The sequence below is a fragment of the Alteribacter keqinensis genome (assembly GCF_003710255.1).
Lineage (GTDB): Bacteria > Bacillota > Bacilli > Bacillales > Salisediminibacteriaceae > Alteribacter > Alteribacter keqinensis.
This window is the reverse complement of sequence record NZ_RHIB01000001.1, coordinates 2,270,714-2,293,337: the sequence shown is the minus strand read 5'-3', so window position 1 is coordinate 2,293,337 and position 22,624 is coordinate 2,270,714. Positions and strand designations below refer to the sequence as shown.

Sequence of the window (22,624 nt, the reverse complement as noted above, 5' to 3'; positions counted from 1 at the left end):
ATCGGGAAAAGGTTTTTTTAGTGACTTTGAGTCAGCTTGGATCATGAATGGATCTGAGTATTCTGCCGGGAGAATGAGTACCGTCACTACAATACACATATCCTATTATTGAAATAGGTCGAGGAGGTACATGCAGTGGCAGAGAAAAGAAGACGTTTATTTACATCAGAATCAGTAACAGAAGGACATCCGGACAAAATTTGTGACCAGATTTCCGATGCCATATTAGATGAAATTATGAAGAGTGACCCAAACGCACGAGTAGCATGTGAGACTTCGGTGAATACAGGTCTTGTTCTTGTAGCTGGGGAGATCTCTACTTCCACATATGTTGATATTCCGAAAGTCGTACGTGAAACGGTCAAAGAGATCGGTTACACTCGTGCAAAATACGGCTTTGACTACGAAACATGTGCGGTTCTTACGTCCATTGACGAGCAGAGTGCTGACATTGCCCAGGGGGTTGACCAGGCACTGGAAGCCCGTGAAGGACAAATGTCCGACAATGAAATTGAAGCGATCGGTGCAGGAGACCAGGGGTTAATGTTCGGCTATGCTGATAACCAGACTCCGGAGCTTATGCCTCTTCCGATTTCTTTGTCCCATAAATTATCCCGCCGCCTGAGTGAAGTACGTAAAGATGGTACGTTATCGTACCTGCGCCCGGACGGAAAAACACAGGTAACAGTGGAGTATGATGAAAACGGACAGCCGGCACACATTGATACGATCGTTATTTCCACTCAGCACCACCCGGAAGTAACCCTTGATACAATCAAAGAAGACCTGAAGAAGCATGTCATTGCTCCGGTCGTTCCGGAAAACCTGATCGATGAAAAAACGAAGTACTTTATTAACCCGACCGGCCGTTTCGTAATCGGCGGTCCTCAAGGGGACGCTGGTCTTACAGGACGTAAGATCATTGTTGATACGTACGGAGGATATGCCCGCCACGGTGGTGGAGCATTCTCAGGTAAGGATGCAACAAAAGTAGACCGCTCTGCGGCATATGCTGCTCGTTACGTAGCGAAGAACCTTGTTGCTGCAGGCCTTGCTGACCGCTGTGAAGTTCAGCTTGCTTATGCCATTGGTGTAGCACAGCCGGTATCCATTGCCATTGATACATTCGATACTGGAAAAGTAAGCGAAGATGTGATGGTTGACGTGATCCGTGAAAACTTCGACCTTCGACCTGCAGGCATTATTAAAATGCTTGATCTGCGCCGTCCAATATACAAGCAGACAGCTGCATACGGACACTTTGGACGTACCGACGTAGATCTTCCATGGGAGCGTACAGATAAAGCTGAAACACTGAAAGAACAGGCTTTTGCTAAAGAAGGAAAGTAAAACGGTATAGCAAAAACCCCCGATGAGCGATGGGCTCATCGGGGGTTTTTGGCATTTAGGAAAAGCTAAGCAGATGGCGGACTAGCCTGATTTATCGACCACTATTTGAATTTTATCGAGCTTATTGGTCATTTATCGACCTTTAAAGAGGATATATCGACCGTTCGACACCATTCGCCCTCTCGAAGGAACACTCAAGCCAGCTTCTGCTTCGTTTTCCTATAAGTTGCTTCTTCGTAATGTGCAACTAGATTTGAGAAAATACCGTCCCACGACTGGGAGCGGGCGTAGGTTCTGGCACGCGTACCCATGAGCTGGCGGGTGGCAGGTGACAGGAGAAGCTGTTCCGTTGTTTCTGAAAAAGAGCGGACATTCTTCACTTCGCATATGCGTCCCGTCACATTATGCTGGACAATCTCCTGAACCCCGCCGGCTTTTGCCACAATTGCCGGTGTTCCGGAAGCGAGAGACTCCAGGACGACATTACCAAACGTTTCGGAGGATGATGGAAAGACAAAAAGATCCGCTGTGGCATAGGCTTCAGCCAGTGAATCTCCGTCCAGGTAGCCGGTAAATAAAATATCATTTGGATGACGCTTCTTCATTTCATCAAGCATCGGACCTTCACCGACGACTACCCACTGGGTGTCGGATTTTAATAAGGGGTTCATCTGATCAATCATTTGGCTCAGCACATCCACGTCTTTTTCCGGTGCTACCCGACCCACGTAAAGAAGAATGTTCTTTTTTGTGATCTTAAATCTTTCCCGGAAAGATCCTGTATTTTTATCTGGGGTAAAACGGTCGCAGTCTACGCCCCGCGGCCAGAGTTCAAGGTGTTCAAATCCTTTTCTCTGAAGGTGATTCCTCGTTTCTCTGGAGGGGACGAAGATTTTTTTCGCATCTTCATGAAACCAGAGCTGGTAACGCCATATCCAGGGCATCACAAACCCAAGCTTGTAATAGTCGAGGTAGTAGTCAAAGTGAGTATGATAGGAGGCAACGAAGGGGACTGCATTTTTCCTGGCATAGCGCAGTCCGCAAAGGCCCATGTTAAACGGAGTGGCAATGTGGATGAGGTCGGGACTGAAGGCATGGAGCTGCTGATTGATTGTGATGAGGTTTGGAAAGGCAAGGCGGCATTCCGGATATAAAAAGAAAGGCAGACTTGCAAATCGGTGAATATTCCCGTTAAAAAGGGGCTCTTTCTTTACACTTTCAGGCACAAAGACTTCATGCTGAATCTGATGCCGTTCGAAGTATTGAACAAGCCGCTGGAGTGTCTTGGCAACGCCGTTAACCTGTGGTGTGAATGTGTCGGTAAATAATGCGATTTTCATTTTCTGATATCCTCCATTCTCATTTCAAATCCAAAAGACCATCCACAGCTGATAAAAAACAAAGGCTGTGCCAACACCCAGGGCAGCACCGGCTATCACATCGGAAGGATAGTGAAGCCCGATTGATATTCTTGAAATAGCGACAATCAAAGCGAGGGGGAGCAAAATCAAAATCAGTCCGGGAAAATAGAACATATACGGTGTGACCAAACTGAAGATGGCGGTTGTGTGTCCGGAAGGGAAGGACGAATCCTGCAAAGGGTTGCGAATGACATATGAATTCCCAACCACAAGATACGGCCGTGCCCGTTTAAAGCCTTTTTTCAAAGCTGTAACAATGAGGTGACTAATGATAAGGGCCAGAGCAGATTGAATGGCCGCACCTTTCCATGCCGGAGAAGATACGATTAACAGCAGGAGTGCGATTGTGACAGTCATCACTGCTCCGCCCAGATGAGTGAGAAGTCCCATACTCATGTGATACGGAGTCGTCTCTTTGCAACGGTTGATGGCTTTAAAGAGCATCCGGTCAGTTAAAAAAATCCACTCCAAAGATTTTACCAACGCAATTCCTCCCTGTAATTGTCTTTACTTCAAACATAGTAGGAAAATATTAAGATAGAGTAAGGGAAGTGTGAAGGTTTTGCTAAGAAAAAAGAACAGGATGCAAAAGGAGGCTGAACGCCCTTTTGCATCCTGTTCGCCAGGGAGGATTCCTGAATCGGGACAGGCAATGCAATTTCTGAAAAAAGTCAGGAATTCCTCAAACAATCCAACACCGGAACTCATTAATACAAAGAATGACTCCTACTTCGCACCTTTCATTACACCTTTGTAATACCGGCCTTTCTCTACATATTCCCGGCGGATCCGGGCCATATCCTTTATGTCTTCTTCTGTCAGCTCACGTACAACCTTTGCGGGACTTCCGAGAGCCAGGGTGCCGGGAGGGATTTTTTTACCCGGAGGTACGAGGCTGCCGGCACCGACGAATGCCCCTTCTCCAATTTCCGCCCGGTCCAGAATGGTTGCACCCATCCCAATCAGGGCTTCTTTTTTAACTGTGCAGCTATGTAAAATACACTGGTGCCCGACAGTCACGCCGTCCTCCAGTACAAGAGGGTTATCCGGACTCTGGTGAAGGGTACTGTTATCCTGGATGTTTACGCCTTCGCCGATGTAAGTGGGGGCTACGTCTCCCCGGATTACAGTATTAAACCAGATGCTTGCGTCTTTTTTTACATGAACATCACCGGTGATAACGACACCGTCGGCTAGAAAAACAGACTCGTCAATAACAGGTGTATGATTTTTATAAGGATAGATTTTCATCATTCAGACTCCTCTCAATTTTTGAGGCTACTGAAAAAGTACAGCCCAACTTTTTCAGTGCCTTCACTTTTGAATATGCTTTCATTTTACCAGAATAAAAGAGGTGATGCTTGACGCCTGAGGAGCCTAAAGGGGAATATAATAGTAAGTAAGAAAGGGTGAAACACGATGTGGAAATGGGAAGTGAAGGATAAAGAGGCAAAAGGCGTATTCGTGGTTGTTCATGGAGCAGGGGAATACCATGTGCGCTACGAATGGGTTGTCCGGCGGCTTAATGACTTCGGGTACCATGTAATTATGGGTGACCTTCCCGGACAGGGGACGACCACCGGAAGACGCGGACATGTAAACAGCTTTGATGATTATTTTAAGGCGGTTATTCCATGGATGAAAGAAGCCAAAAAGTATGATCTGCCCGTCATTCAGCTTGGACACAGTATGGGAGGGCTTATTTCCATTCTTGTTCAAAAGGAAGTGACGTCTTCCCTGAGACCGGATATACTTGTTTTATCCTCCCCTTGTCTCGGCCTGGCCAACATTCCACCTTTGTATAAAAGGGCCATTTCAAAATCTCTTACCCGTTTGTTGCCGACTGTTTCTCTTCCTTCCGGGCTGGCACCGGGATCGGGGACGCGGGATGAGTGGATGCGAGAGAGAGATTTGAAGGATGCCATGCTTGTTAAGAATGTAAGCGCCCGCTATTATGCAGAGCTGGTAAAAGCAATTAAGCGTGCCCATGACGGATCTGCTGCATTTCCCAACCTACCTCTTTTTGTGATGCAGGGGGGAGAAGACCTGATCGTGAATAAAGAAGAAGTAAAGCGTTGGTTCAATAAACTGGATATTGAAGATAAAGCTTATCGGGAATGGTCTGACTTTTATCATGAAGTATTGAATGAACCTGGAAAAGAAGATGTTTTTCTCCATATGCTGGCATTTGTAACTGTTCGTTTGCACATGTTATAGATAACAAAAGTAAAATTGGAGGGATAGCTGTGACAGTACCAACCCGTTCATGGACACTGTTGTATCAGGTTTATACGAAAGTACTTCCGGTTGTGAGAGAACAACTGAAGGAGTGGAGGGAGTTCTCAGAAGGAATTCCGGATCCGGAATTAAGGTCTCAGGCTTTGATGGGAATTGATGAAAAGGCGTTTCATTGTAAAGGAGGCGCTGTTTACGGACTTCTTGCCGGTAATAACAGGGTAGAAGCAATCCGTTTTATTGTAGCCTATCAGTTGATCAGTGACTATCTTGATAATTTATGTGACCGGAGTACGTCTTTGGACCCTGAGGACTTTGCAGCACTTCATGAAAGTATGCCTGATGCCCTGACACCGGGAGCAAAACCTCGGGATTACTACCGTTTTCGAAAGGAGAAAGAGGACGGGGGTTATCTTGAATCCCTGGTTAGAACATGTCAGGAAGCAGCACTGACATTTCCGGCCTATCATGCTGTTAAAATGGCGAATGTTGAACTTGCTTCTTTATATAGAGATTTGCAGGTGCACAAGCACGTGACACCGGCTGAGCGTGTACCACGGCTGGAGGCGTGGTTTGCGAGTCACCGCAGTACAGTCCCGGAAATGAGCTGGTATGAGTTTTCTGCCTGTGCAGGATCGACTCTCGGCATATTTTGCTTAACCTCCTATGCGGCGGGGAACAGACAATTAACTCCTGTTGAGGTGGAGCACATTAAGGAAGGTTACTTCCCGTGGATGCAGGGGCTTCATATCATGCTTGATTACTATATTGATCAGGAAGAAGATGAACAGGAAGGGGATCTGAACTTTTGCAGCTATTACGAGAGCGAGAGTGAAATGATAAGCCGCCTCGGTGAATTTTACCGGCAGGCGGGAAACGGCATTGAATTTCTCCCGGATGAGCAATTTCATCGTTTTATCAGAAAAGGCCTTATCGCCATTTACCTGGCCGATGATAAGGTGAAAAAAGACCGGATTTTCCGTCAAAAAAGCAGGCAGATCCTTAAACACGGCGGAATGGAGAGCTTGTTTTTTTACATGAACAACTGGATGTACCGGCAAAAAACAACACGTAACTGAAATGAGGGATTGGAATGGGTAGAGGTTGACGATATTTTTCTCCGTCGTATTACCTGTAATCTGTGTGTTTGCCATTGGCTTTGCCGTACAAAAGTGGCAGAAGCTTGATATCAGGCCGTTGTCGACCGTAGCCATCTACGTGATGACACCGGCTTTGGTTTTTAAGACGTTCTACGAAGCGGATGTGGACATGCAGTATGTGTACATGGTTGTGTTTTCCATGGCTTTGTTATTTGCACTGATTATTCTGAATAAAATTTATGCACGGCTGATGAAATATTCTTCTTCACTGGAGAGTGGACTTATCCTCTCAACCGCCTTTATGAATGCGGGGAATTACGGAGCGCCTATTATTCTATTTGCATATGGGGAAGCAGGCTTTGCTTATGCGGTTTCGTTTCTCGTTTTTCAATCGATCATTATGAACTTTTTTGGCGTTTATTACGCTGCCCGGGGCGGGACAGGGATGAAGACGGCTCTCACTGCAGTGTTTCGGATGCCTGCTACCTATGCTGTTGTTGCAGCAGTGATTTTGAAAGGGATGGACCTTCAGATCCCGGAAAATGGGATGCAGACTATTGACATTATTTCTGCCGCAACGATTCCGACGGTAATGATTATTCTGGGTATGCAGCTGGCAAACATTAAGTGGGGGAACTTTGAGTGGGGGAAAATCAGCTACGGGGTCATTGTCCGACTGTTTATTTCTCCCCTGATTGCGTGGGGAATTACGTTTCTCATGCCAATGGACCCGCTTCTTGCTAAAGTACTGATTGTTTCTGCTGCCATGCCTTCAGCTGCGACCATTGTGATTTATGCGGTTCAGTTTGATGCAAAACCGAAACTCGTGTCCGGTGTTACATTTATCTCTACTATTTTGAGCGTAGTGACGCTCACATTGTTGCTTATGATTTTAGGGTAAAAAAGCAAGCATCCCTGGTGGATGCTTGCTTTTTACGTTGATTGAAGTTTATTCATCGACTTGTGGCGGTTCTTGATTGACTATGAAATTGTCCATAGAGTTGTCCGTTTTATTGACCGACTTTGAAAATTGTTCATTGACTTGCACAAGTTATTCATCGACTTGATCAAGCTCTTTTTTCAATAGCCACAATAAACGGCGGGTTGTTTCGCTGGTTGGTAAACCGGTATTCAAGAACGTGTGCTTCTTCCTGTGGAATGGCGCGAACATAGTCAAGAAGAGCATCACGTTCTATTTTACCCTCCTCATGTCCGTGATAGACGACGAGGATAATAACACCTCCGGGAGCCAGGGCAGAAAAGAGATTTTCAACTGCACGGATTGTTGACGAAGGGGTGGTGGTCACCGATTTATCACTTCCCGGAAGGTAGCCGAGGTTAAAAACAGCACCATGGACGAGGGCTGGCTCTCCCAGATAGTTCAACACGTGCTCGTGACTGTCTTTTATCAGGCTGACCCTGTCTTTAAGGTTTAGCTTTGTGGCTGCTTTAAGACGCTTCCCGGTTGAATCGATGGCTGCGTCCTGAATATCAAAACTGAAAACGCGGCCTGTTTCGCCCACAAGCTTGGCGAGAAAAAGAGTATCGTGACCGTTTCCTGCTGTAGCATCGACTGCTGTCCCCCCGTCGGGAACCGCTTTTTCCAGAAGGAGGCGTGTAAAGGGAAGAACGCCTTCTAACGTTTTCATTTTACAACCGCCTCCTTGTAGTATTTCCCCTGCCAGCTGTTCCTCCGCTTCATCTCTGAATCTATGCCATTCAGAACTGCCCATTTATTCAGACTCCACATCGGTCCGATCATGAGTTCTGACGGTCCGTCCCCCGTTAAGCGGTGAACGATCATACTTGGAGGGATGACTTCAAGCTGGTCGCACACGAGGGAGATGTATTCTTCGAGACTCATAAACTCTACCATGCCTTTTTCGTATTGTTTTACCATAGGTGTGCGTTTCAGCAGATGCAGTAAGTGAATTTTTATCCCTTGAACGTCCAGCTTGGCTACTTCTCTGGCTGTATCAATCATCATGTCGTAGTTTTCCAGAGGGAGCCCGTTAATAATGTGGGAGCATACACGGATGCCGTGTTTTCGCAGTTTATTCACACCGTCTACATAACATTGGAAATCGTGTGCACGGTTAATGAGCAAGCCTGTCCGGTCGTGAGCTGTTTGAAGACCGAGTTCAACCCACAGATAGGTTCTCTCATTAAGTTCTGCGAGATACTCCACCACATCATCGGGAAGACAGTCCGGCCGGGTGGCGATGGCGAGGCCGACGACACCTTCCTGCTCCAGGATAACTTCATACATTTCCCGGAGTTCTTCTACTGGTGCATACGTATTGGTGTATGCCTGGAAGTACCCGATGTACTTTCCGCTTTTCCACTTCGTATGCATACGTTCTTTGATTGTAGTAAACTGCGTGACCAAGTCGTCTTTACGGTCTCCGGCAAAGTCACCGGAGCCCCGTTCGCTGCAGAAGGTACATCCTCCGCTTGCCACGTTTCCATCACGGTTGGGGCAGTCAAATCCGGCATCCAGAGGTACTTTGAAGATTTTTTCCCCAAACTCCTGACGCAGGTGGTGGTTCCATGTGTAGTATCGTTTATCTCCATACAGGAGAGGTGTTTCGTTTGTCACCGTCTGTTCATCCTTTCAACTGATGCCGGGCTTTTGTGATTCCTGATATCGCATCTTTAATCGCTGTCTGGTCAAGGTCGCGGTGAGTGGTAAGCCGGATTGTATATGGGCCGTAGGGAACGGCAAGTACGCCCTGGCGCTTCATCTCAGCCACCCAGTCTTCACTCGTTTTGCCCGTTTCTTTCGTATTCACAAGAACCATGTTTGTTTCTACAGTATTCTCAATATAAAAACCGTCGAGCTCAGAAACAGCCCGGGCCAGTTGTTTCGCGTGATCGTGGTCGGTCTCTATAAAATTAAAGCCATTCTTTAGTGCAAGAAGAGCAGGGGCAGCAAGGACACCGGCCTGTCTTAATCCGCCGCCCAGGCGTTTTCGCCATTTTCTCGCCCTCTCAATAAAAGCTCTGTCTCCCGCAAGAATTGAACCGACGGGGGCACCGAGTCCTTTGGACAGACAGAATTGTACGGTGGTCGTATGCTTTGCAATCTCACTTACGGGGATTCCTGTTGCAACTGAGGCATTAAATAAACGGGCGCCGTCCATATGAACCGGAATCTGATGTTCTTTTGCAAGATCCGCTACCTTTGCCATGTAATCAGGGGAAAGAACAGATCCTCCGCTTTTATTGTGGGTATTTTCAAGCCAGATAAGACCTGTATCTGGAAAATGAACATCACTCATCCTTACGGCGGCGGCGATATCGTCAATGGCAATCTGTCCTTTTTCACTGGGGAGAGTTCTGGACTGAACGCCGGCAAGAGCGGCAGTTGCGCCACCTTCATAAAGAAAGACGTGGGCGCGGTCGTCCATGATTATTTCTTCTCCCTGCCGCATATGGGTTAATACAGCTACCTGATTACCCTGGGTGCCGCTGGTAACGAAAAGGGCCGCCTCTTTTCCTGTCAGCCTGGCGCAGTAGGCTTCCAGTTCATTAACCGCAGGGTCTTCTTCATATACATCATCACCGACGAGGGCATCGGCCATAGCCTGACGCATCCCGGGAGTCGGTCTCGTTACTGTATCACTTCGTAAATCGATCATGTTATCAGCCTCCAGTGGAGATTTTTCTAGTAGTAATCCTACCATATATACAGGCCGGGGTGCAGGGGAGGGGGATTTACAAATTGAGTAAAAAGATCGTTGCTTTATTTACATTCCTGCTCTACAATTTATTTAGATATTCGAAATAGTGAAGGCACTGAAAAAGTTCGGTCTTTAACTTTTTTTAGTGCCTTCTAAGCAATGAGCGGAACGGTTGCATTTTATAAAAGCCTGTTATGAGTGGGTTTCTCGTAACAGGCGCGCAACCGAATGGAGCCATTGCCACTTAAATAAAGGCAGTGAAAAAGTTGGTTTGTACTTTTTCAGTGGCCTCATAGTAAGGGGGGACCCCCATGCCAAAGGCGGTCTGGCTCCTCGTAATCGGAATGGCGATTAACGTTACGGGGGCATCTTTTTTATGGCCTTTAAACACAATCTACATTCATATGGAACTGGGAAAATCGTTGTCTGTGGCCGGTATTGTCATAATGGGAAATGCGGTCATGGGGGTTATCGGTAATTTAATAGGCGGTAAGCTGTTTGACCGGATCGGCGGTTACAAAACAATTATGCTCGGGGTTCTCATTACGATGGCAAGTGCGTTTACGCTTGCTCTTTTTAATGATTTTTATCAGTATGTAGTGCTGATGCTCGGTCTTGGCTTCGGCGCCGGTGTGATCATTCCTGCCATGTATGCCATGGCAGGAGCGGTCTGGCCGGAAGGTGGCAGGCGTCCTTTTAACGCTATGTATGTAGCGCAGAACGTCGGTGTTTCAGTAGGCGCAGCATCGGGCGGTCTTTTGGCAAGCTACCGTTTTGATCTCGTATTTCTCGGCAACGGTCTTATGTATCTCGGATTTTTTGTTCTCGCATTGCTGTTCTTCAGGCGTCTGCAGGCGGACAGCGGGCAGGCTCAGACGACGAACGTATTCGAACAGGGGCAGGAAGTAGAAAATAAGAAACGGTTTAAAGCGCTGCTGATTTTGTGCGCCGGTTTTCTCATTTGCTGGGTTGCTTATGTCCAGTGGCAGACCACCATCAGTGTACATATACAGAATCTCGGTATACCATTAACCCACTACAGCATCTTGTGGACGATTAACGGGGCGATAATTGTGTTCTGCCAGCCCTTGATCAAGTACTTTATTGAGAAATGGGTTCATTCTCTTAAGGCACAGATTTATGTAGGGCTCGTTATTTTCATGGTCGCCTATGTTGTGTTATCTCAGGCAGATGTATTTACCGCCTTTATTGTGGCCATGGTCATTTTAACGTTTGGTGAAATGTTCGTCTGGCCGGCAGTTCCTACAATTGCCCACCAGCTTGCTCCGGAAGGGAAAGCCGGCTTCTATCAAGGAATCGTAAACAGTATCGGAACCGGAGGTCGGCTGATCGGGCCCTTTTTTGGAGGCGTCATGGCGGACTTGTTCGGCATGAGCGTTCTCTTCTATGTTCTTGTTGTGTTGTTTCTCATCAGCTTTGTGACCACTGCCCTGTATGACCGCGGTCTTAAGGAAAAAGAAGTCGGTCAGCGGAACATGGAATCGTCTGCTTCATAATTTTCCATAAAATCGTTTAAAATCTGTGATTATCGTGTATCCTCTAGATAAACAGCCTTGACACATGGGGCGGGAGTTCATAGAATAACAAGTATATATGTTTAACTGACGATGACGAGGAGCAGTAATGAATCGAGCACGTTTAAAGAGAGTTGACGGTCGCTGCAAGTCAACCGTGCCATTCATGAACTCGCCTTTGAGTTGAATTTGCGAACCTTGTGTGAGCTTATTCCGGATTGCCTACGTTACAGGTCAAATGAAGTGAGTACACATGTACTAATCATGGGTGGTAACGCGGGAAGTTGGATCCAACCTCTCGTCCCTGCAATTGCGCCAGGGATGGGAGGTTTTTTGTATTCACTAAAAAACTGCCGAACGGGCGTCAGGTACACAGAATTATATCAAACGAGGAGGTTGTCACCGTGGCTTTTAATCATAAAGACATCGAACCAAAGTGGCAAAAGTACTGGGAACAGGAAAAAACATTCAAAACTGAAGACGAGATCGGAAAAGAGAAGTTTTATGCTCTTGATATGTTTCCGTATCCATCGGGAGCCGGCCTTCATGTAGGACATCCGGAAGGCTATACTGCTACAGATATTTTATCGAGAATGAAAAGAATGCAAGGGTACAACGTCCTTCATCCAATGGGCTGGGACGCTTTTGGACTTCCGGCAGAGCAGTACGCACTCGACACGGGTAACCACCCTCGTGAGTTTACGCTTGCCAACATTGACACGTTCCGCCGTCAGATTAAAGCTCTTGGCTTTTCCTACGACTGGGATCGTGAAGTAAATACTGTAGATGAAAAATATTATAAATGGACGCAGTGGATTTTTATCAAGCTTTACGAAAAAGGCCTTGCATACATTGATGAAGTCGCGGTGAACTGGTGTCCGGCACTTGGTACCGTTCTTGCCAATGAAGAGGTCATTGACGGTGTAAGTGAGCGTGGCGGACATCCGGTTGAACGCCGTCCGATGAAGCAGTGGATGCTTAGAATCACGGCTTATGCAGACCGCCTTCTTGAAGACCTTGAAGACCTTGACTGGCCTGAAAGCTTAAAAGATATGCAACGTAACTGGATCGGACGTTCAGAAGGTGCTGATGTGCATTATGACATCGACGGATCTGACGAAAAGATTACCGTTTTTACAACCCGTCCTGATACGCTTTTCGGTGCAACGTACGTTGTGCTGGCACCTGAGCATAAACTTGTCAGCCAGATCGTCACTGATGAGCAGAAGGAAGCTATAGAAAGCTATCAGCGCGAAGTAGGAACAAAGAGTGACCTTGAGCGTACGGAGCTTGCCAAAGAGAAGACCGGTGTATTTACCGGTGCTTACGCTGTTCATCCGGTATCCGGTGAAAAGCTACCGATCTGGATTGCAGACTATGTTCTTGCCAGCTACGGAACAGGAGCAGTTATGGCAGTACCAGGGCACGACGAACGTGACTATGAGTTTGCGAAAACGTTCGACCTTCCGATTGTTGAAGTCGTAGAAGGGGGAGACATCGGGAAGGAAGCTTATGCCGGGGACGGTTCCCACGTGAATTCAGACTTCCTGAACGGGCTTCATAACGAAGAAGCGATAACAAAAATGATTGACTGGCTCAGTGACAACGGGAAAGGTGAAAAGAAAGTTACGTACCGTCTTCGTGACTGGTTATTCAGCCGTCAGCGATACTGGGGAGAGCCGATCCCGATTATTCATTTTGAAGACGGGACAATGAAAGCCGTCCCTGAATCTGAACTTCCCCTTACTTTGCCTGAAATGGAAGAGTTCAAGTCTTCAGGTACTGGAGAATCACCTCTTGCCAACGCAGAAGACTGGTTATATGTAACAGATGCTGAAACGGGTAAAAAAGGCCGTCGTGAAACAAACACGATGCCACAGTGGGCAGGAAGCTGCTGGTACTACCTGCGTTACATTGACCCGGACAACGAAGAGCAGCTGGCAGACCCGGAGAAGCTTGAGCACTGGCTTCCGGTTGATATGTATATCGGTGGTGCCGAGCATGCCGTACTTCATCTTCTTTACGCACGTTTCTGGCACAAGTTCCTGTACGACATCGGCGTTGTACCTACGAAAGAGCCGTTCCAGAAGCTTTATAACCAAGGAATGATTCTTGGGGAGAACAACGAGAAGATGAGTAAGTCTAAAGGGAACGTAGTCAATCCGGATGAAATTGTGGAATCCCACGGCGCTGACACCCTTCGTCTGTACGAAATGTTTATGGGTCCACTGGATGCTTCCATCGCATGGAGCACAACCGGTCTTGACGGCGCAAGACGCTTCCTTGACCGTGTATGGCGCTTAATGGTCACAGACAGTGGAGAATTGAATCCGGCAATCGGTGATATGAACGAAGCTGACAGCTCCCTTACACGTACGTATCACCAGACGGTGAAGAAAGTGACTGAGGATTGTGAAGGTCTTCGCTTTAATACAGCCATTTCTCAAATGATGGTGTTCATCAACGATGCTTATAAGCAGGATAAACTTCCTAAAGCATACATGGAAGGCTTTGTGAAAATGCTTTCTCCAATTGCCCCGCACGTAAGTGAAGAGCTGTGGGAAAAGCTTGGACACCAAGGAACAATCACGTATGAAGCGTGGCCGGCATTTGATGAAAGCAAGCTTGTGGAAGACGAAGTAGAAATCGTTGTTCAGGTAAACGGAAAGCTTCGCGGAAAAATGGTTATTGCAAAAGATGCCGATCGTGAACAAATGGAAAAAGAAGCACTTGCCCTCGACAAAGTAAAAGAAGATGTCGAAGGGAAAACGGTGAGAAAAGTCATTGCTGTTCCAGGCAAGCTCGTAAACATCGTAGCAAATTAACAAGCACACAAAAGCTTCGGCGCTCCCCGTGCCGGAGCTTTTTCATGTTGGAGGGGGGTCTGTCCCCGCACGATTTTGTGTAAAATTGTGTAACTGGGAGGACTAGTGTTAATTTACTAATTTTTGAAGGTTTAGGTTTGTCTGTTTTGTTCAGGGGAAAGGGATATTTATTCAAATCACACAAGAATAAAAGATGAAACGGGGCTGGTAATGATGCTGGAGGCAACCGAAATGTGGGTGGCGTCAATTTCCGATTTTCTGTGGACATATTTGTTATCCATTATTTTGATCACCGGGGGAATCTTTCTTACGGTCCGCCTTAAGTTCTTCCAGTTTCGCTTTTTTGGCCATGTCTTAAAGCAGACGATCGGCCAGATCTTTAAAAAACCCGATGAAAAGGGAACGATTACGCCGTTCCAGGCTTTCACCTCGGCCCTTGCTTCTACTGCTGGTGCAACGAACATTGTCGGTGTTCCTGTAGCAATAGCCCTTGGTGGACCAGGTGCATTATTTTGGATGTGGATGGTGGCTCTCATCGGGATGGCAACCAAGTACTCTGAAATTGTTCTCGGTTTAAAATACCGCGAAGTAAGCAAAGACGGGACTTGGGTCGGTGGACCTCAATATTACATACGAAAAGCACTGGGCTGGAATAAAGTCGCCGCTCTGTTCGCTTTTTCACTCATGATCGTTATTATTCCAAGTATTATGGTTCAGTCAAACTCCATTTCTACACAAGTGGAAGGGGCATTCGGATGGTCTACTTCCATCTCGGGTATTGCCATTACCATTATGGTAGCCCTCATCGTCCTTGGCGGCATAAAAAGGATTGGAAAAGTAACGGACAAGGTCGTACCATTTATGGTTCTCACGTATATTCTCGTTTGTTCCATTATTCTTATCGTGAACGTTACCGAACTTCCTAATGTGTTCAGCCTGATCTTTGTTCATGCCTTTACACCGATCTCGGCTGCCGGCGGATTTGCGGGAGCTGGTATTGCCCAGGCTCTCAGATGGGGTCTTGCCCGTGGTCTTTATTCGAATGAAGCCGGTCTCGGTACGGCGCCAATTGCTCACTCGGCTGCCCAGACCGACCACCCGTCAAGGCAGTCACTCTGGGGAATCTTCAGTGTATTTGTAGATACGATTATACTCTGTACGTTTTCCGGACTGGCTGTGCTCTCAACAGGAGCATGGCTGGATGTAGATGTGAACGATGCTTCGAATATGATCAATGTGGCAGTGGGGTCTGTATTTGGAGACGCCTTTGGGGGAAGCTTCATCGCTGTTTTCCTTCTGTTCTTTGTTCTTACAACTATCGGTGTACTTGTCTTTTACGGTGAAAAACAAGCCGAGTACCTATACGGCCTCAAGGCTGCAAAAATGATGAGATTTGTTTACATTGGAGCGATTTACCTCGGAGCGATTGGCGGACTTCAGTTTGTCTGGCAATTCCTGGATTTAATACTCGCTTTCGTTGTTTTCTTTAACATTATTCCTGTTCTGTTTTTACACAAAGAAATCAGGGCCATTACAGAGGATTATATTGAGCGGATTTATAAAGGGAAGGGCGGCGACCCGAAGATTACACTGTTTGTAGAGAAGTCTGCAAAAGGTACGGAAAAGAAAGCATCATCGGATCGTTAAAAAGGAATAAGAGAGTGTCCTTGGGAAGCAATTGTCTTCCGGACACTCTCTTATTTTGTGTGCAGGCCAAACAACTGCTGCAATACACTTTCATTTTGGGTGAGGTCTTTCAGGGTGTACTGATCGAGTACACTTAAGTAAGCTTCGAGGGCTTCCTTTAACACTCCTTTTAGTTTACAGGCAGGTGTTAAAATGCATTTGTTTGAACCTTCGTCAAAACATTCAACAAATCCGCGATTGTCCTCCGTTCTCCTCACCACGTCACCGATATTAATATCTTCTGGTTTTTTAGCGAGGCGGATTCCTCCGTAACGGCCCTTTACGGTTTCTAAAATGCCCAGTTTCCCCAGGTTATAGGTCACTTTCGTAAGGTGGTTATAAGAAATGTTATAGATTCCAGCTACTTCCTTCACACTCGATAATTCTTCCTCAGGCTGTACAGCGAGGTATAGAAGTAAACGTAAGGAGTAGTCGGTGTAGGTTGTTAATTGCATTCGGCTCACTCCCGCTCATTCATTATACGCTAGCATAACACATCCTTTTTACAATTTCCCGGACTAAAGCAACTTGTGACAACTTTAAGGCATTCTTTAAATATGTATTCTAAATATAGGTTTTGATGATATGATTAATATGTATTTAAAATACTTATTTAAAACGAGGGTGAAATCAAATGAGCACAAAAACATTGAGTACCCAATCCAAAGAGATCGTAAAAGCATCTGCACCGGTGCTGAAAGAGCACGGAGAAAAAGTAACCCGTACCTTTTATAAAAACATGTTTGAGGCACATCCGGAACTGCTTAACATTTTCAACCAAACCCATCAAAGAAAAGGCGATCAGCCGCAGGCACTGGCAAATACGCTTTTTGCCGCAGCCGTTCATATCGACAGATTGGAGGAACTTCTTCCCGCTGTTAAACAAATTGCCCACAAGCATCGCAGTCTCAACGTGAAGCCGGAGCACTATCCGATTGTAGGGAAGTATTTGCTTGAAGCTATGAGAGAAGTTCTTGGCGATTCTCCTGAAGTGGAAGAAGTTATAGCAGCCTGGGGAGAAGCATATGGAATCATCGCAGATGTCTTTATCAGCGTAGAAGAGGATATGTACAAAGAAGCGGAAGCACCATCAGGGGGATGGAGAGGCTTCAGGGAATTTACTTTATACAAAAAGAAGCCCGAAAGCAGTGTAATTACGTCTTTCTATCTGAAACCGGCTGATGGAAAAGACATACCTCCTTTTCATCCTGGTCAGTACATTTCCGTTCAGGTGCAGCCTGAAAACAGTCAATATAAGCAAATGAGGCAGTACAGTCTTTCTGATGCGCCAGGCAAGGATTACTTACGTATCAGTGTGAAAAAAGAAGAGAGCAGCGGAGTCCATCCCGATGGAACGGTTTCGAATTATCTGCATGAAGAATTACAAGAAGGGGACCCGGTTCTCCTGACCGCGCCTGCTGGAGATTTTATGCTTAATGAGCGTTCTGATCGTCCTGTTGTTTTTATCAGCGGAGGAGTAGGCATGACCCCGCTTATGAGCATGTTCAACCAACTTACCGGTATAGGAAGTGAGCGGGAGATCACTTACCTTCATGGAGCCAAAACTCCTGCAGAACACGCTTTTCATACCCATTTGGGGGAAGAGGCAGAACGAATGGGTAACGTTCAGTATGCTGTCTGCTACGAGGAAGGAAATAACAAAAATAAAGATCGGTTTGTAAAAGGCACCGGATTTATTGATCGTACGTTCTTGGAAGAAAACATCACACATTCCGATGCCGACATTTACTTGTGCGGACCGGGGCCTTTCATGAAAGCTGTTTACGGTATGCTAAAAGAAATGGGTGTGTCAGAGAATCAGATTCATTTTGAATTTTTCTCCCCGGGAGGCACGCTGCAATAAAAAAGGAAAGTCTCTCAAAAGGCACAGAGGGCGACTCAAAAAGACACTTAAGATTTGGCAATGGCTCCGTATGCTGCCCGTCCAACACGAGAAACCCACTCGTAAGAGGGCAGCGGCTCCGCTCATTCCTTCGAGGTTGAAGCAAAAGGTTTAAAACTAATCTTTTACTTCAACTTCTTTAATGTTTCCACTGATTCATGGCAGCTGCCCGGCCGGCCGTATAGCCTGTGGAAAAGGCAACAGTAATGTTGTAACCACCGGTGTATCCGTGAAGGTCAAGTACTTCGCCACAAAAGAAAAGTCCGTGCTTAAACTTTGATTCCATCCTTTTCGGCTGTACCTCTTTAACGCTCACTCCACCACCGGTAACAAACGCTTTTTCGATGGAAAGGGTTCCGTTTGCCGATAGGGGAAAATGCTGGGCGAGAGTCGCCAGCTTTCGGGTGTTTTCTTTCGACAGGTTTGCCTGGACAGTCTGGGGATCGACTTCAGCAAGTTCAAAAAGAGCCGTAAGCATTCGTTCCGGAACCCAGCCGGTAAGTGAGTTTTTAACAGCCTTTTTAGGCTCTGCGTTTACAAAACCTTCAACATCATCAATGACTTCATCCGCCCGTTTGTCCGGGAACAGGTTGACTTCAAGGGCGATGTCGCTTCCTTTATGTTTCTTTTGGGCTTTTACTACATACTGGCTGCAGCGCAGAGCAGCCGGCCCGGATATCCCGAAATGGGTAAAGATCATATCCCCATCGTGCGTAACGATCGCCTTTTTCTTTTTAGGGTCAATAACACTCAGCTCGATGTCCCGTAACGACAAACCCTGAAGTGTTTTCTCTTTGATGAGTTTGTCATTGCAGGTGATCGGCACTTCAGTCGGGTAAAGTTCGGTCACTGTGTGACCTGCTTTTTTTGCCCACGGATAACCGTCTCCCGTACTTCCCGTATGAGGAACGGATTTACCTCCCACGGCGATGATGACGTTGGCTGCGCTGATCACGGTGCCGTCTTTTAACTCTACCCCACTTACGCCTTCGTCAGTGTAGAGAACATCCCGTACTTCCGTATTCGTTTTCACGTTCACTTTGAGACTGTCAATACGGTCAAGGAGCGTTCTAACAACCGTAATCGCCTTATCATTTACCGGAAACATACGCCCACGGTCTTCTTCCTTCAGGCTGATTCCGAGGTTTTCAAAAAAAGAAATGATGTCTTCATTATTGAAAACAGAGAAGGGACTGTACATAAACCGCCCATTCCCGGGAATATGTTTAATGATTTCTTCTACATCGGCACGGTTTGTAACATTACACCTTCCACCCCCGGAGATGGCAAGTTTCCGGCCGAGCTTTGTTCCTTTATCCAACAGAAGGACGCGGGCTCCATGTTCTGCAGCCGATACTGAGGCCATCAGGCCGGACGGACCGCCACCTATTACAATCACATCATAATTTTCATTCGTCATGAGTAAAACCCGCTTTCTTTCCAGAATTACTGTTATCTTGCTCTATATGAAGCCAGAGGTGCTGTCTGAGTCCTCACCGTCGCCCGAGCGGTAAGTGAAGGATATCCAGGGAGCACCAATCTTTTATAAAAAAATATAAAAAAGTTCCATTTTTTTATCATTTTTTAGTCTAGCATACTTTTCTAAATCATAAACTCATGATATTTTTATAAAAAGCTAAAAGGAGTGAAGAGGACATGAGACCAACCCGTATTTTAATGATAGGGGCCGGACGAATGGCTGAAGCTGTTCTTTCAGGTATTTTAAAGCAGGCCAATCCGGCAATTGAAAAGATTACACTGACGAACCGTCAGGACAAAGAGCGACTGGAGTTGCTCAAAGAACGCTATGGTGTCCATGTCTCTTCAAACTGGGAAGAGGAAGCGAAAGACCACGATGTCATTTTACTAGCTTCGCCTCCTGCAACTCATGATGTGATTTTAAAACGTCTTGGGGAATTGATTGACGGTCAGCTTGTTCTCACTGTAGCTGCCGGAATTGACACAACGTATATGGAAGAGCGTCTGCCAAAGGGAACCCCGGTGTGCTGGATCATGCCGAATACAGCAGCGCAGATAGGTGAATCGATCTCTACTTACACATGCGGCCACTATGTAAACCCGCAACACCGTGAGATGATTGCGTTTATATTAGAAGCCATCGGCGAGTCTGCTGAACTGAGTGAACAGCAGGTCCATGATTTAACCGCTGTTACAGGAAGTGCGCCTGCGTTTGTTTACGCATTTGTGGAAGCGATGGAAGAAGCGGCTGTGGAAAATGGGGTAACAGCGGAACAGGCGCGTTCCCTTGTGACAAAAATGTTAAGTGGCTCAGCGGCTATGCTTGCTGCAGGACATTCCCCGCAGGACCTCCGTGATCAGGTGGCATCACCGGGCGGGTCTACTGCCGCTGGGCTGGAAGTGCTTGAAAAACGACATTACAAAGAAGCGATAAAGGCAGCGGTAAAAGCAACCAATGCTCATGCCAGAGGGGAATAACCTCCTGCAGTGTTTACCCTGCTGCCTGATTGAGGAATATATAAAGTAAACAGTCTTATTAAGGGGCGTGTCTGCTTTGATTAAACAATTATCACTGGAAACAAACAAAAGAGATGAAATGATAGATATTACCCATCATGTTGAAGCGTATGTAAAAGAGCAGGGGATCAAAGTGGGCATTGTCTATATTTACTGTCCTCATACCACTGCAGGGATCACGATCAATGAAAATGCCGATCCAGATGTGAAACGAGATATGCTCATGCGTCTTAATGAAGTATATCCCTGGGAACATCCGGAGTACCGTCATGCAGAAGGGAATACAGCATCTCACTTAAAAGCCAGTACAATGGGAAGTTCCCAGCCTGTCATCATCGAAGACGGCCGGCTCATTCTGGGAACATGGCAGGGCATTTACTTTTGTGAATTTGACGGTCCCCGTACCCGTAAATGCATCCTGAAGACCATCGAAGGCTGATAAGACAGCTGCCTAACGAAACGAGAAAAAGAACCAGCCCCATGGCCGGTTCTTTTTCTCGTTTCAGCGCTTTGGAACGTTTTGGGGTAAGTTTTGGGGTCTGTCCCCCGAACAATGATGTAAAATTGTGGACACGTCACACCGGCGTGCTCCAGTGTGTTATATAAAAACTGGACTCTATAAATGTCAACAGCCCGCGAAGAAAGTTCGGGGGACAGACCCCGCACGATTTTCTGATAGAAGTATGATAAAATGCTAGCAGTGTTTAAATTCAAATTGCTGAGGTAGGTAGTGACGATGTCTGAACGTAATCTAATCAGAGGCACGATGATATTAACAGCCTCTATTTTTATTTCGAAACTCTTAGGTCTTATTTATATCTTTCCATTCCAGGCGATTGTCGGTCTTGAAGGACTGGCACTCTACTCATACGGCTACGTGCCCTATACTGTATTACTCAGTCTGGCCACCCTCGGGATTCCCCTTGCCGTATCCAAATTTGTATCAAAATATAATGCACTCGGTGATTACCGGACGGGGCAGAGGCTGTTTCAGTCCGGCCTCATCGTAATGGGAATTACCGGTTTCGTCGCTTTTCTGGCACTGTTTTTTTTAGCGCCTGTCATTGCTGCAAACGTCCTCGATACGAGTGACCTGCAGGGAAACAGCATAGAAGATGCAGTCTTCACTATCCGGATGGTCAGTGTGGCACTCCTTGTCGTTCCTGTTATGTCATTGATCCGCGGTTATTTCCAAGGCTTTCAGTCCATGGGACCAACGGCAGTTTCGCAGGTCATTGAACAGATCGTCCGGATCATATTTATCCTCCTTCTCACATTTCTAATTATTAACGTGTGGAATGGAGAACTGGGAACAGCCGTAGGTTTTGCCACATTCGGAGCGTTTGTGGGAGCCATCGGAGGACTGGCTGTCCTGCTGGTTTACTGGTATAAGCGTAAAGGGAACTTCCAGAAACATGTGGAAGAAAGCACCACGGATCACCAGATCCCCCTTACAAATATGTATAAAGAGCTCCTGCGCTATGCACTGCCTATTTCTTTTGTAGGGCTGTCAATCCCGATGTATCAGATGATTGACCTGTTTACATTTAATAATGCCCTAAGCTCACTTGGATTCGAGCAGGGTGAGATCGACAAATATTTCGGTGCTTTCGTACAGGCAGCACACAAACTGATTTTGATACCTGTCGCCCTGGCAACTGCTATGTCACTGGCCATTCTGCCAACAGTCACAAGTGCATTTGTAAACAATGAAAAAGACCGTCTGCAGCGCCATATCACGCAGACGTACCAGATCATCCTATTTTTGAGCATCCCGGCAGCAACAGGCCTCTCAGTACTTGCCTACCCGGCTTACGGTGCCCTGTTCGGTCTCGATGACCTGAGCATCGGCGGTGAAATCCTCCGCCATTACGCACCAGTTGCCGTGTTGTTCTCGATATTTGCTGTGACTTCATCCCTGTTACAGGGAATTAACCGGCAAAAGTATGCGGTCATTGCTCTGTTGTCCGGTATTACTCTTAAGTTCGCAACCAATGCCTTGTTCATCAGCTGGTTCGGACCTGTAGGCGCAGTTTACGCTACAGCCCTCGGGTACGCTTCCGCTATAAGTGTTAACGCATGGGCAATCGGAAAATATGCCGAATACAGCTATAACCTTCTGTTCAAGCGCATGCTTCTCATTGGCGGCTTCGCTGTTGCCATGGGTATTGGCGTCTGGGCCGTTAACATGCTCGTCCAGCTGGCTTTACCAATGGAAAACAGAGGATCAACATTTGTTATCCTCCCGATCACAATCGGAGCCGGAATTGCCATCTATGGATTCCTTGGTATCCGTTCAGGCCTTGCCGCTATGATTTTGGGCCATCGATTTAAGTTTTTGAAAAAGAAAACCAAAGTAAGTGAAGAAGGCTAAATATAAAAATAACCCG

18 protein-coding genes, 1 pseudogene and 1 other annotated feature are annotated in these 22,624 nt (G+C 46.6%); of the genes and pseudogenes, 11 read left to right on the top strand and 8 right to left on the bottom strand.

The genetic code is table 11. The features are described from left to right. The first annotated feature begins 135 nt into the window (after window positions 1-135). Window positions 136-1,350 (top strand): methionine adenosyltransferase, encoded by a 1,215-nt coding sequence (gene metK / locus EBO34_RS11080; RefSeq protein WP_122898217.1) that lies wholly within the window; start codon window positions 136-138, stop codon window positions 1,348-1,350. 194 nt (window positions 1,351-1,544) lie between these two features. Here the strand turns inward: metK and EBO34_RS11075 are convergent, their stop codons facing one another. From EBO34_RS11075 to EBO34_RS11065, 3 genes are all read right to left on the bottom strand, one after another. Continuing rightward, on the bottom strand, window positions 1,545-2,690 hold the full coding sequence (locus EBO34_RS11075; protein WP_122898215.1) for a glycosyltransferase family 4 protein: 1,146 nt from the start codon (window positions 2,688-2,690) through the stop codon (window positions 1,545-1,547). A 24-nt stretch (window positions 2,691-2,714) separates the two neighbouring features. Beyond that, the gene (locus EBO34_RS11070; RefSeq protein WP_122898213.1) at window positions 2,715-3,254 is read right to left on the bottom strand and encodes a phosphatase PAP2 family protein; all 540 of its coding nucleotides are present in this window, start codon (window positions 3,252-3,254) and stop codon (window positions 2,715-2,717) included. A 243-nt stretch (window positions 3,255-3,497) separates the two neighbouring features. Then, a complete protein-coding gene (locus EBO34_RS11065; RefSeq protein ID WP_122898211.1) occupies window positions 3,498-4,025 on the bottom strand; it encodes a gamma carbonic anhydrase in 528 nt (175 codons plus the stop codon). A gap of 165 nt (window positions 4,026-4,190) precedes the next feature. Between EBO34_RS11065 and EBO34_RS11060 the strand changes: the two genes are divergently transcribed. The 3 genes from EBO34_RS11060 to EBO34_RS11050 are packed head-to-tail and all read left to right on the top strand — an operon-like array spanning window position 4,191 to window position 7,007. Continuing rightward, the gene (locus EBO34_RS11060; protein WP_122898209.1) at window positions 4,191-4,988 is read left to right on the top strand and encodes an alpha/beta fold hydrolase; all 798 of its coding nucleotides are present in this window, start codon (window positions 4,191-4,193) and stop codon (window positions 4,986-4,988) included. Window positions 4,989-5,017: 29 nt separating this feature from the next. Continuing rightward, entirely contained in the window at window positions 5,018-6,085 is a 1,068-nt protein-coding gene (locus tag EBO34_RS11055) for a tetraprenyl-beta-curcumene synthase family protein (protein ID WP_122898207.1), read from the top strand. A 25-nt stretch (window positions 6,086-6,110) separates the two neighbouring features. Continuing rightward, window positions 6,111-7,007, top strand: coding sequence for an AEC family transporter (locus EBO34_RS11050; RefSeq protein WP_122898205.1), 897 nt, complete (start codon window positions 6,111-6,113; stop codon window positions 7,005-7,007). Between the two features lie 166 nt (window positions 7,008-7,173). Here EBO34_RS11050 and mnmM read toward each other — a convergent pair whose 3' ends face one another. The 3 genes from mnmM to ltaE are packed head-to-tail and all read right to left on the bottom strand — an operon-like array spanning window position 7,174 to window position 9,747. Further along, entirely contained in the window at window positions 7,174-7,755 is a 582-nt protein-coding gene (gene mnmM, locus EBO34_RS11045) for a tRNA 5-(aminomethyl)-2-thiouridylate-methyltransferase MnmM (protein WP_122898203.1), read from the bottom strand. Further along, entirely contained in the window at window positions 7,752-8,705 is a 954-nt protein-coding gene (mnmL, locus tag EBO34_RS11040; protein WP_122898201.1) for a tRNA modification radical SAM protein MnmL/YtqA, read from the bottom strand. The genes mnmM and mnmL overlap by 4 nt, the downstream gene beginning before the upstream one ends. Before the next feature lie 7 nt (window positions 8,706-8,712). Next, window positions 8,713-9,747: a low-specificity L-threonine aldolase gene (ltaE, locus tag EBO34_RS11035; RefSeq protein ID WP_122898199.1), complete on the bottom strand. Its 1,035-nt coding sequence runs from the start codon at window positions 9,745-9,747 to the stop codon at window positions 8,713-8,715. Between the two features lie 353 nt (window positions 9,748-10,100). Between ltaE and EBO34_RS11030 the strand changes: the two genes are divergently transcribed. From EBO34_RS11030 to EBO34_RS11020, 3 genes are all read left to right on the top strand, one after another. Further along, window positions 10,101-11,306, top strand: coding sequence for an MDR family MFS transporter (locus tag EBO34_RS11030; RefSeq protein ID WP_122898197.1), 1,206 nt, complete (start codon window positions 10,101-10,103; stop codon window positions 11,304-11,306). 102 nt (window positions 11,307-11,408) lie between these two features. After that, window positions 11,409-11,633, top strand: a binding site (T-box leader). A gap of 95 nt (window positions 11,634-11,728) precedes the next feature. Beyond that, entirely contained in the window at window positions 11,729-14,149 is a 2,421-nt protein-coding gene (leuS, locus tag EBO34_RS11025; protein WP_122898195.1) for a leucine--tRNA ligase, read from the top strand. A gap of 231 nt (window positions 14,150-14,380) precedes the next feature. Continuing rightward, window positions 14,381-15,796, top strand: a complete 1,416-nt coding sequence (locus EBO34_RS11020) for an alanine/glycine:cation symporter family protein (RefSeq protein WP_249414041.1) — start codon at window positions 14,381-14,383, stop codon at window positions 15,794-15,796. 50 nt (window positions 15,797-15,846) lie between these two features. Here EBO34_RS11020 and EBO34_RS11015 read toward each other — a convergent pair whose 3' ends face one another. After that, the gene (locus EBO34_RS11015; protein WP_122898191.1) at window positions 15,847-16,290 is read right to left on the bottom strand and encodes an RrF2 family transcriptional regulator; all 444 of its coding nucleotides are present in this window, start codon (window positions 16,288-16,290) and stop codon (window positions 15,847-15,849) included. Between the two features lie 179 nt (window positions 16,291-16,469). Between EBO34_RS11015 and hmpA the strand changes: the two genes are divergently transcribed. Then, entirely contained in the window at window positions 16,470-17,699 is a 1,230-nt protein-coding gene (gene hmpA, locus EBO34_RS11010) for an NO-inducible flavohemoprotein (RefSeq protein WP_122898189.1), read from the top strand. A 178-nt stretch (window positions 17,700-17,877) separates the two neighbouring features. Here the strand turns inward: hmpA and EBO34_RS11005 are convergent, their stop codons facing one another. Continuing rightward, window positions 17,878-19,158 carry a BaiN/RdsA family NAD(P)/FAD-dependent oxidoreductase gene (locus tag EBO34_RS11005; protein WP_122898187.1) on the bottom strand — a complete coding sequence of 427 codons (1,281 nt, stop codon included), beginning with the start codon at window positions 19,156-19,158 and terminating at the stop codon, window positions 17,878-17,880. Between the two features lie 227 nt (window positions 19,159-19,385). Here EBO34_RS11005 and proC point away from each other — a divergent pair. The 3 genes and pseudogenes from proC to EBO34_RS10990 form a co-directional block, all read left to right on the top strand. Then, window positions 19,386-20,195: pseudogene (gene proC, locus EBO34_RS11000) on the top strand (pyrroline-5-carboxylate reductase); the annotation flags it as partial. Between the two features lie 76 nt (window positions 20,196-20,271). Beyond that, a complete protein-coding gene (locus EBO34_RS10995; RefSeq protein ID WP_122898182.1) occupies window positions 20,272-20,673 on the top strand; it encodes a secondary thiamine-phosphate synthase enzyme YjbQ in 402 nt (133 codons plus the stop codon). Window positions 20,674-20,970: 297 nt separating this feature from the next. Then, window positions 20,971-22,608, top strand: coding sequence for a putative polysaccharide biosynthesis protein (locus tag EBO34_RS10990; RefSeq protein WP_122898180.1), 1,638 nt, complete (start codon window positions 20,971-20,973; stop codon window positions 22,606-22,608). The last annotated feature ends 16 nt before the right edge of the window (window positions 22,609-22,624 follow it).